The sequence below is a fragment of the Pseudoscardovia radai genome, assembly GCF_002259605.1.
GTDB lineage: Bacteria > Actinomycetota > Actinomycetes > Actinomycetales > Bifidobacteriaceae > Pseudoscardovia > Pseudoscardovia radai.
The window spans coordinates 93,458-106,984 of sequence record NZ_MWWR01000005.1 but is presented as its reverse complement, the minus strand read 5'-3'; the positions used below and the strand labels follow the sequence as shown (position 1 = coordinate 106,984).

The following is a 13,527-nucleotide window of genomic DNA, read 5'->3' as shown; positions in this document are numbered from 1 at the left end:
TTCCTCATGGTGAGGATTTTTCGCCTCGAGGGTGGGTTTTCGCTGGGTTGGTGTGGTGTGGTCGGGGAATCGTGGTTCATGGTGAGGATTTTTCGCCTCGAGGGTGGGTTTTCGCTGAGGCGGGGTGGTGTGGTTGGGGGAATCGTGGTTCGTGGTGAGGTTTCTTCGCCACGAGGCTGGGTTTTCGCTGGGTTGGGGTGGTCGGTTGCCGGAATCGTGGTTCATGGCGAGGATTTTTCGCCTCGAGGAACGATTTGGGCTGGGTTGGGGTGGTGTGGTCGGGAAATGTCGGTTCGTGGTGAGGATTGTTCACCATGAGGGTCGGTTTTCGCTGGGTTGGCGTGGCTGGCTGGGGGAATCGTTCCTCATGGTGAGGATTTTTCGCCTCGAGGGTGGGTTTTCGCTGGGTTGGGGTGGTCGGTTGCCGGAAGCGTGGTTCATGGTGAGGTTTCTTCGCTATGAACGGTGGCGGTTTGGTTTGTCTCCACGATTTTCCCCACGATCTCTTCGCCACCTCCTCACTTCGCCTCGATCCCTCCCTCACCAGCATCTCGACCATCTTTAGTGTGAGCGTTTGTGTGCGGTGAACGGTGCTGAGTCCGGTTTGGGGCGGGTTTGGCGAGGTCGGGGGCGTTCAGTGTGAGCGGATGTGTACGGTGAACGCCCCAAACGGTCCCGTCCCGCCCCGCGCCCCACGGCACTACCGCTGCGCGCGGCGGATCAGCTGGCCGGGCTGGAAAATTACGATCGTCCGTCCGTCGCGCGCAATCCACCCGCGATTGGTGAAGTCCATCAGCGCCTTGTTCACGGTTTCGCGCGACGTTCCCACGAGCTGTGCGAGCTCCTCCTGCGTGAGTCCGTGCGTGACGGCGATGCCCGCCTCGGTCGGCTTGCCGAATCGTTTCGCCAGGTCGAGCAGCGTTTTCGCCAGGCGTCCCGGAACGTCCATGAACACAAGGTCGGAGATGTGCTCGTTATTCAGCCGCATGCGGTTGGCGAGCACCTGCAGCATGTTGACGGCGACGCGCGGATGGTCGTCGAGCCAGCCGAAGAGCACGTCATGCTCGAGCGACGCGGTGGCGGTGCCGTTCGTCATGGCGATGGCGTTGGCCGTGCGTGGCCCGCCGTTGGGGTCGAACACGGGAATCTCGCCGAGGATTTCGCCGGCGGTGGAGATCGACAGCAGCTGGATGCGGTGGTCGGCGGACTCGCGCGTCAGCTTCACCCGCCCGCGTTCGATGACGTACATGCGCTGGTCGGTGTCGCCTTGGCTGAAGATGAGGTCGCCCTTGGCGAAAACACGATGCTTCAGATGCGGGATGAGCTGCGCGGCGTCGGCCGGCGGGACCTGGCGGAACAGCGCCGTTCCGAGCAGCAGGTCGGCTTCCTCGCGCGGGGTTCCGTTCGGCGTCATCGGCCGCCGTGGCGCGCCGGCGCGGCTTGTGCGAGACGTTTCGGACTCCCTCGGCGAAAAAGACGAAAGATCCATAAGCCCTCCCTGTGAGTACTGCTGCTATCCTATCGCGGGAACGATGGGGAGAGGAAAAGACGCGGTCGCGGCGGGATGGGAAGCGAGAAGTAGAAAGGGGAGAGACGGGGAAGAGAAGGAAGAGGAGGAGCTGGGAAGAAAACACGATGCATCCGCCCCTACACGCGGACCGGCGGACGGTGGGGTAATGTTGGAATTCGGAATCGGCGTCGTGGGGCGCCGGCTGTGGAACCGACCGGGCGAGGATGCAAGGATAAGACCATGCCATACAAGAGCAAGCAGCGCGTTGTCGTGATCATGCCGACCTATAACGAGCGCGAGAACCTCGAGCCGACCATCGGCGGAATCATGGAGAACTGCCCGAACGTCGACGTGCTCGTGGTGGACGATTCCTCGCCCGACGGCACCGGCGAGCTCGCCGAGGAGATGGCCGCGAAGAACCCGCATCTGTTCGTCATCCACCGCAAGACGAAGAACGGCCTCGGTCCCGCCTACCTCGCGGGCTTCCAGTGGGCCCTCCTGCGCCAGTACGACGTGGTGTGCGAGATGGACATGGACGGCTCGCACCGCCCGCAGGACCTCCCGCGCCTGCTCAAGGCCATCGACGAGCGCCCCGACGTGGACCTCGTGATCGGCTCGCGCCGCGTGCCCGGCGGCACGACGGAGAACTGGCCGGTGTATCGTGACTTCATCTCGCGCTGCGGATCGTGGTACTCGCGCATGTGCCTCGGCGTGCCCGTGCATGACATGACCGCCGGCTTCCGCGCCTACCGCGCGTCGGTGATGCAGCGCCTGCACCTCGACACGGTGCGTGCGAACGGCTACGTGTTCCAGGTGGATATGACGCGCCGCGTGCACCAGGCGGGCGGGAAGATCCTCGAGGTGCCGATCGTTTTCGTGGAGCGCACGCGCGGCAAGTCGAAGATGAGCAAGGCCATCGTCATCGAGGCCATGTGCGCGGTGACGCGCTGGGGTTTCCAGCGCCTGACGCATACCGGCGACTACCGCCGCAAACGCGTGCGCCACACCTCATGATGCGCCATGCTTTGTGAGGCGTGAGGGGAAGGGGAATACGATGGCGCCGTCGTGCCGCCGACACGATGGCGTTGTGACACGACGGCGCTGCAGAACGACGGCGTCCTGACTTGCGACGCGCCTAGCTCACAATGACATTGGGAACAAGCGCGCGGGTGGCGTCGAGCGACTCCTGGGGCAGCCCCGCGTCGGTGATAATCGTCTCGACATCGTCGAAACCGGCGAACAGGGACAGCGAGGTATTCGTCCACTTGGTGTGGTCGGCGAGCACGATGGCGTGGTCCGCGATGGAGAGGAACGCGGCATTGGTGCTGGACTCCAGCGAATTCGGGGTGAGAAAGCCGCGCGGCAGCGACACGGCGTGCGCCCCGAGGAACAGTTTGTTGACGCGCAGCGAGGAGATGACGTTGTTCGCGATGGGTCCGATAAGCGACTTGAAGCGCGTCGTCACGCCTCCGGTCACGATGACCTCGACGTCGCGGTTCTCGAGCCCTTCCACGAGGTCGGCGACGGGCAGGGAGTTCGTCAGCACGGTGATGCCCGCGGATTTGTCGGATTCGAAAAGGTACTGCGCGAACATATAGGTGGTCGAGCCGCCGCCGATTCCGATGACGTCGCCGGGGGACACGAGGTCGACCGCGGCCTTGGCGATGGCTTCCTTGTCGCCGGTCTCGTTCTGGGACTTCGCGGCGAAAAGCGGTTCGGACATCAGGGTGCTCGTCGTCACGGCGCCGCCGTGGACGCGCTTGAGCAGGCCCTTGTCTTCGAGCGCCGCGATGTCGCGGCGAATGGTCATCGGGGAGACATCCAGATCCTCGGCAAGGTCGACGCATCTGACCGTGCCGTGGGTTCGCAGCCTGCGCAGAATGTATTGCTGCCTCTGGGATGAAATCATGACAATATTATGACATAGTTCCGCACGTAACCATGGGAAAATCGATTAGAAGGTGACAGGAATCGCTAAGAAACGAACACGATGGGCGTTTCCTCACGATTCCGCGCGACGGCCCGCGCCCTTCCACCGTGCGGTGGGGAAGGGCGCGGGCCGCGGGACGACGGGCGGCACCGCGAAGGCGACACGCCCGGTTAGTTCTTGGTTAGTTCTTGAAGGAGTGGATCGGGGCCGGGATGCGTCCGCCGCGGCTGATGAATTCCTCGCAGCTCACGGTGTTCACCGGAATAATCGGCGCATAGCCCATGAGGCCGCCGAACTCGGCTTCGTCGCCCACGCCCTTGCCTGCCACCGGGATGACGCGCACGGCGGTCGTCTTCTGGTTGACCATGCCGATGGCCGCTTCGTCGGCGATGATGCCGGAAATCGTCGCGGCCGTCGTGTCGCCGGGGATCGCGATCATGTCGAGGCCCACGGAGCACACGCACGTCATGGCCTCGAGCTTCTCGATCTTGAGGCAGCCGGAACGCGCGGCCTCGATCATCGTGGCATCCTCGGACACCGGGATGAACGCGCCGGACAGGCCGCCCACATAGGAGGACGCCATGATGCCGCCCTTCTTCACCTGGTCGTTGAGCATGGCCAGGGCCGCGGTGGTGCCGGGGGCGCCGACCTGCTCGATGCCGCATTTCTCGAGGATCTCGCCGATGGAATCGTGCGGCGCGGGCGTCGGGGCCAGCGACAGGTCGATGATGCCGAACGGCACGCCGAGACGACGCGACGCCTCCTGCGCCACGAGCTGGCCGACGCGCGTGATCTTGAACGCCGTGCGCTTGATGGTCTCGCACAGGAACTCGAAGTCCTTGCCTCGGGCCTCGTCGAGGGCGCGCGACACCACGCCCGGGCCCGACACACCCACGTTGATGACCACGTCGCCCTCGGTGACGCCGTGGAAGCCGCCCGCCATGAACGGGTTGTCGTCCGGGGCGTTGCAGAACACCACGAACTTCACGCAGCCGTAGCTGTCGTGGTCGGCGGTGTTGATGGACGTCTGCTTGATGACCTCGCCGATCATCTTCACGGCATCCATGTCGATGCCGGTTTTGGTGGAGCCCACGTTGACGGAGGAGCACACGATGTCGGTTTCCGTCAGCGCCTGTGGGATGGATTCGATGAGCAGCTTCTCCGCGGGCGTCATGCCCTTGCTCACCAGTGCGGAGTAGCCGCCGATGAGGTCGACGCCGACCTCCTTCGCGGCCTTGTCGAGCGCGTGGGCGATCTTCACGAAGTCGTCGGTGGTCTTGCAGCAGCTGGCGCCGACGAGGGCGATCGGGGTGACGGTGATGCGCTTGTTGACGATCGGGATGCCGAAGTCGCGTTCGATGTCGCGGCCCGTGGCCACGAGGTTCTTCGCGTAGTTCGTGATCTTGCGGTAGATGTTGCTGCAGGTGGTGTCGACATCGTTCGTCGCGCAATCGAGCAGGCTGATGCCCATCGTGATCGTGCGGACGTCGAGCTGCTCCTGCTCGATCATCTTGTTGGTCTCGTGGACCTCCATGATATTCAGCATGAGGTAATCCTTCGTATGCGAGAAATATGGGTGCGGCTGTGGTCCCGGCGTCGTCCTAGACGCGGTGCATGCGGGTGAAGATCTCCTCGCGCTGGCAGCGGATGCGCACGCCGATCTGCTCGCCGAGCTTGTCCAGGTCGTTCACGACATCCTCGAAGTCCGCGGTGGAGTTCGTGTAGTCCACGATCATCATCATGTTGAAGAAGCCGTCGATGATGGTCTGCGAGATGTCGAGGACGTTGATGCTGTGGTCGGACAGGTACGTGCAGACGCGCGCGATGATGCCGACGGTATCCTGGCCCACCACGGTGATGATTGCCTTGTTCATGGAAACTCCTGAATCTTTATGCGAGGTTATGCGAGGCTTGCAAAGAGACGCTGAAGACAGTATATCGGCACGGGGCCTCATTCGGGGCCTGCACGGCCGGGTCGCGGCCGGACGGTGTTTCCGGCCGCGTCGGTGCGACGGGCAGGGCGTGTCACTCGCCGCCGGCGAAGCCCATCTGCCGCCACGCCTCGTAGGTGGCGATGGCCGCGCAGTTGGCGAGGTTCATGTCGCGCTTCCTGTGCAGGGCGTTTGTGACGGGACGCATGGGAAGGCGCACCTGCTCGGCCACATGTGGGCCGAACATCACGTCATGCGGCTCGGGCACGTTGCCCGGCTCCGGCCCGAACAGGAGGATGTCGTCGGGCCGGTACTCGACCTCGGTGTACAGCTTCGAGCCCTTCTCGGTGAACGCGATGATGCGCGAGTTCGGCATGCTGTCGACGAGGCTCTGGAAATCCGGATGGATCACCACATGCGCCATGTCGTGGTAGTCGAGGCCCGCGCGGCGCAGCTTCGTGTCTTTGAAATTGAATCCGATGGGCTCGATGAGGTGCAGAATCGTGCCCGTCATGGCGCACAGGCGGATGGCGGAGCCCGTGTTGCCGGGGATGCGCGGGGAGTAGAAGCACAGATGCGGCGTCGAGGTCGGCGCTGCCGCCGCCTCCTGGATCGAGATCATCGCGTCGGCCACCGTGATCGGGTTGCCGTGCGCGTCGGTCACGAGCTCGTCGGGGCCGTAGTTCGACTTGCGGTACCCGTATTCGAACATCGCCTCGACTTTCTTCTCCGCCTGCGCCGCGTCCTTCGTCTCCGTCTGCGCCGTCCGGCCTGTCATGTCGCCATTTTCAGTCATATGAGACACAATAAAAACCATGACAGACACCCATGCTCCCTCGCACGGACGGCACGATGCGCATGATGGCGCCATCGTGGATACACACGCGGACACGCACGCGGCCGCCGCGTCCGATGGCGCCGCCGTCTCGCGCGCCCGCGCCTGCCGCGCCCCGCTCACGGCCTGGTGGGACGCCTCCGCGCGCGACTTTCCGTGGCGCTTCGGACGCACCACCCCGTGGGGCGTGCTGCTCTCGGAGGTCATGAGCCAGCAGACGCCCATGGCCCGCGTCCTGCCGTTCTGGACGGCTTGGATGGACCGCTGGCCCACGCCCGCCGCGCTCGCGGACGCCACCCCGGCCGAGGTCATCACGGCATGGGGGTCGCTGGGGTACCCGCGACGTGCGCTGCGCCTGCGCGAATGCGCCATCCAGGTGCGCGACCGCTATGACGGCGACCTGCCGCGCACTTACGACGAGCTCGTGGCGCTGCCCGGCGTGGGCGATTACACGGCGAGCGCGGTTCTGAGCTTCGCCTTCGGGCGGCGCGTGGCGGTGATCGACACGAATATACGGCGCGTGCTGCAGCGCGCGATGTGCGGCGTCGAGTCGCTGGGCGGCTCCACGACGGCGGCGGACCGCAGGCTGGCGCAGGCCTGCCTTCCCGACGATGCCTCCGCCTCGGTTGTGTGGAACGAGGCGGTGATGGAGCTGGGCGCCGTGGCGTGTACTGCGTCGTCGCCGGCATGCGCGGACTGCCCGGTGGCGGATATCTGCGCGTTCCGCGCCGCGGGGTATCCGGGGCTGGGGCAGCGGCGCACGCGCCCGCGTCAGCGCTTCGCCGGCACCGACCGGCAGGTGCGCGGCATCGTGCTCAACGCCCTGCGCCAGGCGGGGCCCGGAGCGGTTCTGCCCTATGCCACGGTGCGCGGCCTGTGGAAGGACCGCGCGCAGCTCGACGCCTGCCTTGCGTCGCTGGATGACGACGGGCTGATCGTGATCGGCGCCGACCATGGGGTGCGTCTGCCCGAGGGGTGAGCCGGAAACGGAATACGGCCCGGGCGTCTCATGGCGTCCGGGCCGAATGCTGTTGTTGGGGGGAATCGTGGCATGTCCTCGCGCCGCTGCGTCAGGCTGCGAGAATCGTGACGAGGCGGGGGAGAAGCAGCAGCGCCGTCATCCAGCCGGCGACGGCGAGAAGGGCGATGGCATCGTGGATTCCCCAGCGCGAGCGATGCCAGTGCGTGCGGTGCGCGCCGCCCTCGTAGCATCGCGCGTCCAGCGCCGTTCCCAGCATCTCTGCGTGGCGCAGCGCCGCCGCGCACATGGGCACGATAAGCGCCATCACCGCGCGGCAGCGTTTCGCCGGCGATCCGCTCGCCACGTCGCCGCCGCGCGTGGCCTGCGCGATGCTCAGCGTGCGCAGCTCCGCGCCCATGACGGGCATGAAGCGCAGCGCCAGAGACATGACGAGACTGATCTCGTCCACATGCACGCCGAGCCGGGACAGGGGCGAGAGCATCGCCGCGCCCGCGTCGGTGAGCTTCGTCGGAGTGGTGCATGCCGTCATCGCCAGGCCCAGCACGAGCACGAACACGAAGCGCAGCGAGTAGATGACGGCGTTTCTCATGCCCTCGTCCGTGATCGGCAGCGAGCCGATATGCGCCAGCGGCGTGCCGGAGCGCACGAAGAATACGTTGAGCAGTCCCAGTACAAGCACGCTGGCGAGCATGCCGTGGCAGTTGCGCAGCGTTCCGCGCAGGCTGCGCGGGCTCAGCGCCACCACGGCGCATACGCCGAGGAACGCCCACAGCAGTTGCAGCGGGGTGGCGACGAAGAACATGCCCACCATGCCCACAAGCGTGCCGATGATCAGCGCGCGCGGGTCGAGGCGTGCGAGAGGGGCGCGGTTTTGTGCGGGGGTGCGGTGTGGGGCGTCGGCGGACGATGGCGTCGTTGCGTCCGCGATGCCGTCGTCGGTTGTGCGGGCGTTGGTTGTGCGGGCGTTGGTTGTGCGGGCGTCGGTAGTGCGGGCATCGCCGGCGCGGGTGTCGGTTTCCGTACACTCGCCCAGGCGGATCGTGCGCGAGGCGGCCGAGGTGTCGCCATGCGTGATCATCACAATCGTGCGCCCCTCGGCATGAAGCGCCCGCAGCGCATCGAGCACGCGGGCGGCCGCCTCGAGGTCGAGGCCCGCCGTCGGCTCGTCGAGCACGATGGCCTCGGGCTCCATGGCCACGACGCCCGCGATCGCCACGAGTCGCTGCTGCCCGCCCGACAGCTCCCACGGCACGCGGTTGGCCAGATGCGCGATGCCCAGAAGGTCCATCGCCGCCTGTACGCGCCGGCGCACCTCGCTTGTGGGAAGCCCGAGGGACGAGGGGCCGAAGGCGATATCGTCCTCCACGTGTTCGGCGAACAGCTGGCGCTCCGGATGCTGCATGACGTATCCCACGCGCCCGCGCAGGCTCCGGCGCTGCCGTGCAGTCGCCGTGGGCGTGCCAAATACGCGGACTGTTCCCTCGGTGGGCGCGTCCACGCCGCACAGAAGAGTGGCGAGCGTGGACTTTCCCATGCCGTTGCGGCCGGTCAGCGCCACGAATTCGCCGCGCCGCACGGTCAGCGACACATGGCGCAGGGCCCAGGAGTCGGTGGCCGCGTCGCGGTAGCGGTAGGAGGCGTTCTCCACGCGGAAGGCGTCGGCGGTGCTGGAGGTGTCGGGGGCGGTGTTGTGTGTGCCGACCTGCGTGTCGGCGCTCGCGGCGGGGGAATCGTGGTGCCTTGGCGCGGCGCAGAACGGCGAGGCGGCGCTGGGGCCGTCATACACGATGCGTCCGTCGCGCAGTTCGATGACGCGCGAGGCGCGCGCGGCCTGCTCCGGCATATGCGTGATATGCACGATGGCGGTGCCGCCGCGGTGCGCCGCGTCGATGGCGCGCATGACGTCGTCGCGGCCGGTGGCGTCGAGCATGGCGGTCGGTTCGTCGAGGATAAGCAGACGCGGGTGCATGGCGAGCGCGCCGGCGATGGCGACGCGCTGCTGCTGGCCGCCTGACAGGCGGTCGGGGTCGGCCTGCGCGAACCGCGTCATATCCACGGCCTCGAGGGCCTCGCGTACGCGCCCGGTGATGACGTCGGGCTCCAGGCCCAGATTCTCCGGACCGAAGGCCACGTCGTCCTCCACCACCGTCGTGACGATCTGGTCGGCGGGGTTCTGCAGCACGAGCCCGATGTCGCGTCGTGCCGCGCGGTATTCCGCGGCATTCGCGTCGGTCTGGGCGGGGGGTGAGCCGGCGAGAGAATCGTGTTTTTCCGCCGACACCGCCCCCGACACGCCGGAATAGACCTCGCGGCCCATCAGCTCCACCCGCCCGTCGTCGGGCGCCACGAGGCCGCTCAGCACCCGCCCGAGCGTGCTTTTGCCCGAGCCGTTGCGGCCGACGATCGCTATGTATTCGCCGGCGCGAATCGTCAGCGAGACGCCGTCAAGCGCCGTCGTGCGGCCATAGAGGAAGCTCACGTCGTCGAGGCGCGCGAGCACCGGGCTTTCGGATGCGGGGCCTTCGGCGGAGCTGCTTGTGGCGGGGCCTTGGGAGGCGGGGCCTTCGGCAAGGCGGCTCTCGATGGTCGGGGAATCAGGCATCCGTCCTCTTCAGCAGCAGGGAGCACGGCTTGTACGCGGCGATGGTCACGATGGTGTTGATCGCCATCTTGAGCAGGTTGAACGGCAGCAGGAACGGCACGATCATGCCGATGACGTCAGCCACGGTGATGCCGGGGGAGTACAGCGGCGTGATGATGAGATTGCCCACGATTGCCAGCGCGATGGCGATGACGTCGCCCAGAAGCAGGCCGATGACGGCGCCTGTGAAGGCTCTGTGGCGCTTGTAGACGATGGCCGCGGGGATGGAGGCGCCGCCGGTGACGAGAATCGCCATGATTGCGCCGAAGGGGTTCGTGAACAGATGCGGCAGCCACGTGAGCACGGTGACGATGGCTGCGGCGGACGGACCGAATGCGAAGCCGGCGATCAGCGCGATGATGCCGGAGGGATCGTACTGGAGGAACGGTGCGGCGGGCATCAGCGGCACGGAGATGAACGACAGTGCCAGCGCCACGGCGACGAACAGCGCATAGACCGCAATGCGGCGCGTGGACCAGGTGCCGGAGCCGGTGGTGGAGTGGGAATGCGGAGTGACGCGTGCGGTGTCTGTGGTTTTCCCGGGGTTTGCGGTTTTTGCAGTGCTTGCGGAATTCGCGGAGTTCGACTGATCGGTCGGATTTTGGGTATGCTGAGACACTCCCATACGGGAACCTCGTTTCTTTCATCCGGACTATAACCGTTGGCCCCGTAATTTCAACGGATCGGCTGCTTTCGCAGGTCGCGGGCTGTACCGCCAGTGAGGGATTTCACCTCGCCCTGAAACAACAGTCCAGATACTACCACGCCGCCCGTCGGCGTGTTTCGTCCCGTTCCCACCGCGAACGCGACCCGTCGCGAACGCCGTGCGGGATCCGCCCCTCCTCCCTCGAACAATGTGATGGCTTGCGGACAAAAATCGAGGAATTCCGGGGCCAATCGCGTGTTTTTTGTCCGTTTCCCATCACATTGTTACGGAGAGAGAGGAATCGTGGAATCGCGCGGTGCGGAAAGTCGGCGGGGATTGTAAGCTTTTCGTGCACGCCGCATGACGGATATGCGGCAATTCCATAGACTGAGTGACATGGCTACGAGAAAATCACGACGCACACCGGAACAGGAGCGCATGTATCGCCGTCGGCGCATCGTGGCGCTTATCGCAGCAATCGCGGCGCTGGCAATCGTCCTTTTCGTAGTCATATCCGATATCCGCTTCGTCGCGGCGGTCGGCGGCGCGGTGAACGAGCGCATCCATTACGACGATGCGCACGCGGTGTCGCGGTCGGCGGTGCCGTCGCCCGACCCCTCGCTGTCGACAGGGAAGACGGCGGGCATTCCCGATTGCACGTCGAACGATGTGACGCTGTCGTTCGCCTCCGATGACGGCGATTCCTCGGCGTCGGCGAGCGCGTCCGAGTCCGGACCCGCGTCGGCGTCGGCGAGTGCGTCGGGGTCGGCGAGTGCGTCGGGGCAGGCCGATGATTCCGATGTGAACGGGAGCATCGTGGTGTCTTCGGGGCAGAGCGCCACCTTCACGGCGGTGCTGACGCATACGTCGAAGCAGAACTGCCTCGCCAACGCGGCGAGCGATTCGGAGGCGCTTGTTATCACGAGCGCCGCGACGGGCGACGTGGTCTACGATTCGAGCGCTTGCGATGCCGATCCCATCTACCTGCTCATGCGCAACTCCGACGTGGACCGCCGCGATCTGACGTGGACGACCGACGAGCAGACGGATGAGTGCGTGACCGATCCGAGCCAGGTGCTGGTCAAGCCGGGCACGTATTACGCGCAGCTGCAGCTCAAGGATGTGTCGGGCGTGCAGTCGCAGAAAATGACCGTGTACGTCAAGGCGTCGTCCGCGTCGAGTGCGGCATCGGGTTCGTCGGCGGGTTCGGCGTCGGCGTCGAGTTCGGCAAGCGCCAGCGCGTCGGGTAGCGCGTCAGCATCCTCCGGCGAGTGAACGCTGCCACGATTTTTAACGTCGTGATTTTTCTGTCGCGATTTTCTACATCGTGACCTTTCCGCGACCCTTCCGCTACGCCTTTTCCTCGGCACCCGCGCCTTTCCCGCTGCGCCGCTTCCTGTCCACGCCAAGCGCGTGCAGCGCGTCCGCAAGGGTCGCCACTTCCACCAGCTCGATGCCGGGAATCGGCTTGCGTCCGTCGTAGCGCCGGTTGCGCGGCACCACCGCCTTCTTATACCCGAGCCGAGCGGCCTCGCGCAGGCGGCTTTCGAGCCTGGGCACGGGGCGGATCTGCCCGGTCAGCGAAATCTCGCCGAACGCGGCCGTCGTGCGCGCGATGGGGCAGTCGGTCGCGGCGCTCGCGAGGGCCGCGGCGATCGCAAGGTCGTCGGCCGGCTCGCGCGCCGACCCTCCGGCAATCGTGGAGACATACAGGTCGTTCGCCAGCAGATTGATCTTGGCATGGCGGTAGATCACGGCCACGATCATGGCGAGGCGGTTCTGGTCCACGCCGTTCGTCGCGCGGCGCGGCGACGGCAGCACCGACGCGGTGACAAGCGCCTGCACCTCGATCGGCAGGCTGCGGTGCCCATCCATCGTGAACGTGATGCAGGTGCCTGCGGGCGTGTCGTCGCCGTCCGACAGGAACAGCCCCGACGGGTCGCGCACCTCCTCGATGCCCTCGCCCGACATATCGAAGCAGCCGACCTCGTCCGTGGGGCCGAAGCGGTTCTTCACGCTGCGCAGCAGGCGCAGCGCGGTCTGCGGCTCGCCCTCGAACTGGCACACCACGTCCACGAGATGCTCGAGCGTGCGCGGGCCGGCGATCGAGCCGTCCTTCGTCACATGGCCGACGAGCAGCACGGGGATCGACGAGCGCTTCGCCACGTCGATCAGCGCCGTCGTGACCTCGCGCACCTGCGTGGAGCCGCCGGGGATGCCGTCCACGTCGGCCGAGTAGATGGTCTGCACCGAATCCACGATGACGAGGCCCGGCTGGTTCTCCTCGATGAGGTCGAGCGCCGTGCCGAGATCGGTGGTGGAGGCGATGAAAAGGGTGTCGGCGGTTGCGTCGATACGCCGCGCGCGCATGCGCACCTGCGACTGCGACTCCTCGCCCGAGATATACAGCACGGTCTGGCCCTGTCGCGCCACGTTGCTGGCGGTTTCCAGAAGCAGCGTCGATTTGCCGATGCCCGGTTCGCCCGCCATAAGCACGATGGACCCGGGCACGATGCCGCCGCCGAGTACGCGGTCGAATTCCGAGAAGCCCGTGGGAAGGCGGCGGGAGTCGGCGTCATCGTCGAAGGGGGCGGGGTCGGGTTGCGCGGCGGAGGGTACGGCGGTGGGGGTGCCGGTGGTGGGGGAGACAGAGGTCGTGGCGGAGACGCCGGTTTCGCCACGTTGCGCTGCGTCGCTGCCGCGCGCGGCCGTGGACGTTCCGCCGGAGCGCGCGGATGCGGGCGCTCCGGTCGACGATACGGCGTGGACCGGCCTGGCGCCGCGGCTCGCGGCGATGGCGGCCGCACGCGACGTGGCCGCTGATGTGCGGGTTTTCGTGCGCGACGGGGCCTCGCGGAATTCCTCTATCGTTCCCCACGCGCCGCAGACCGGGCAGCGGCCGAACCACTGGACGCCGCTCCACCCGCAATCGGTGCACACATAGTGGACGCTTGACTTTGCCATACCTCCGACGCTACACGATGCCGGGCGCTGTGTGTCTTCGCTTGCGGCGAACCGCGGCGGTGCCATCGTCGAAACCGCGGGCGCGGCG

The 13,527-nt window shown here is 66.4% G+C and carries 11 protein-coding genes and 1 riboswitch; of the genes, 3 read left to right on the top strand and 8 right to left on the bottom strand.

Features of this window, described 5'->3' with window-relative positions; translation table 11 throughout:
- Window positions 1-700: 700 nt before the first annotated feature.
- Window positions 701-1,414, bottom strand: coding sequence for a Crp/Fnr family transcriptional regulator (locus PSRA_RS03725; protein ID WP_094660559.1), 714 nt, complete (start codon window positions 1,412-1,414; stop codon window positions 701-703).
- A gap of 336 nt (window positions 1,415-1,750) precedes the next feature.
- Between PSRA_RS03725 and PSRA_RS03720 the strand changes: the two genes are divergently transcribed.
- Window positions 1,751-2,524: a polyprenol monophosphomannose synthase gene (locus tag PSRA_RS03720; RefSeq protein WP_245834872.1), complete on the top strand. Its 774-nt coding sequence runs from the start codon at window positions 1,751-1,753 to the stop codon at window positions 2,522-2,524.
- A gap of 121 nt (window positions 2,525-2,645) precedes the next feature.
- Here PSRA_RS03720 and PSRA_RS03715 read toward each other — a convergent pair whose 3' ends face one another.
- The 4 genes from PSRA_RS03715 to PSRA_RS03700 all read right to left on the bottom strand — a co-directional run bounded on the left by PSRA_RS03715 (window position 2,646) and on the right by PSRA_RS03700 (window position 6,149).
- Entirely contained in the window at window positions 2,646-3,419 is a 774-nt protein-coding gene (locus PSRA_RS03715) for a DeoR/GlpR family DNA-binding transcription regulator (protein ID WP_094660558.1), read from the bottom strand.
- A gap of 202 nt (window positions 3,420-3,621) precedes the next feature.
- Window positions 3,622-4,986: a PFL family protein gene (locus PSRA_RS03710; RefSeq protein ID WP_094660557.1), complete on the bottom strand. Its 1,365-nt coding sequence runs from the start codon at window positions 4,984-4,986 to the stop codon at window positions 3,622-3,624.
- Between the two features lie 55 nt (window positions 4,987-5,041).
- Window positions 5,042-5,314 (bottom strand): ACT domain-containing protein, encoded by a 273-nt coding sequence (locus PSRA_RS03705; protein WP_094660556.1) that lies wholly within the window; start codon window positions 5,312-5,314, stop codon window positions 5,042-5,044.
- A gap of 151 nt (window positions 5,315-5,465) precedes the next feature.
- Entirely contained in the window at window positions 5,466-6,149 is a 684-nt protein-coding gene (locus tag PSRA_RS03700; protein WP_245834881.1) for a tRNA (cytidine(34)-2'-O)-methyltransferase, read from the bottom strand.
- A 37-nt stretch (window positions 6,150-6,186) separates the two neighbouring features.
- Here PSRA_RS03700 and PSRA_RS03695 point away from each other — a divergent pair, with 37 nt between their 5' ends.
- Entirely contained in the window at window positions 6,187-7,185 is a 999-nt protein-coding gene (locus PSRA_RS03695; protein ID WP_094660554.1) for an HhH-GPD family protein, read from the top strand.
- Window positions 7,186-7,276: 91 nt separating this feature from the next.
- Here the strand turns inward: PSRA_RS03695 and PSRA_RS09655 are convergent, their stop codons facing one another.
- A complete protein-coding gene (locus PSRA_RS09655) occupies window positions 7,277-9,790 on the bottom strand; it encodes an energy-coupling factor transporter ATPase (RefSeq protein ID WP_094660553.1) in 2,514 nt (837 codons plus the stop codon).
- Window positions 9,783-10,454, bottom strand: coding sequence for an ECF transporter S component (locus PSRA_RS03685; RefSeq protein WP_094660552.1), 672 nt, complete (start codon window positions 10,452-10,454; stop codon window positions 9,783-9,785). Before PSRA_RS03685 ends, PSRA_RS09655 begins: the two co-directional genes overlap by 8 nt.
- A 6-nt stretch (window positions 10,455-10,460) precedes the next feature.
- Window positions 10,461-10,579: riboswitch (FMN riboswitch) on the bottom strand.
- A 292-nt stretch (window positions 10,580-10,871) separates the two neighbouring features.
- On the opposite strand from PSRA_RS03685, the gene PSRA_RS03680 reads away from it, so the two are divergent.
- A complete protein-coding gene (locus PSRA_RS03680) occupies window positions 10,872-11,750 on the top strand; it encodes a hypothetical protein (RefSeq protein WP_143516317.1) in 879 nt (292 codons plus the stop codon).
- Between the two features lie 75 nt (window positions 11,751-11,825).
- Here the strand turns inward: PSRA_RS03680 and radA are convergent, their stop codons facing one another.
- Window positions 11,826-13,439, bottom strand: coding sequence for a DNA repair protein RadA (gene radA / locus PSRA_RS03675; protein WP_094660550.1), 1,614 nt, complete (start codon window positions 13,437-13,439; stop codon window positions 11,826-11,828).
- Between the last annotated feature and the right edge of the window lie 88 nt (window positions 13,440-13,527).

Bases quoted from the DNA above. Each gene is read 5' to 3' on its own strand.
- PSRA_RS03715 (WP_094660558.1), bottom strand. From the start codon at position 3,419: ATGATTTCATCCCAGAGGCAGCAATACATTCTGCGCAGGCTGCGAACC.
- PSRA_RS03705 (WP_094660556.1), bottom strand. From the start codon at position 5,314: ATGAACAAGGCAATCATCACCGTGGTGGGCCAGGATACCGTCGGCATC.
- PSRA_RS03695 (WP_094660554.1), top strand. From the start codon at position 6,187: ATGACAGACACCCATGCTCCCTCGCACGGACGGCACGATGCGCATGAT.
- PSRA_RS03680 (WP_143516317.1), top strand. From the start codon at position 10,872: ATGGCTACGAGAAAATCACGACGCACACCGGAACAGGAGCGCATGTAT.
- PSRA_RS03700 (WP_245834881.1), bottom strand. From the start codon at position 6,149: ATGACAGGCCGGACGGCGCAGACGGAGACGAAGGACGCGGCGCAGGCG.
- radA (WP_094660550.1), bottom strand. From the start codon at position 13,439: ATGGCAAAGTCAAGCGTCCACTATGTGTGCACCGATTGCGGGTGGAGC.
- PSRA_RS03710 (WP_094660557.1), bottom strand. From the start codon at position 4,986: ATGCTGAATATCATGGAGGTCCACGAGACCAACAAGATGATCGAGCAG.
- PSRA_RS03725 (WP_094660559.1), bottom strand. From the start codon at position 1,414: ATGACGCCGAACGGAACCCCGCGCGAGGAAGCCGACCTGCTGCTCGGA.
- PSRA_RS03685 (WP_094660552.1), bottom strand. From the start codon at position 10,454: ATGGGAGTGTCTCAGCATACCCAAAATCCGACCGATCAGTCGAACTCC.
- PSRA_RS03720 (WP_245834872.1), top strand. From the start codon at position 1,751: ATGCCATACAAGAGCAAGCAGCGCGTTGTCGTGATCATGCCGACCTAT.
- PSRA_RS09655 (WP_094660553.1), bottom strand. From the start codon at position 9,790: ATGCCTGATTCCCCGACCATCGAGAGCCGCCTTGCCGAAGGCCCCGCC.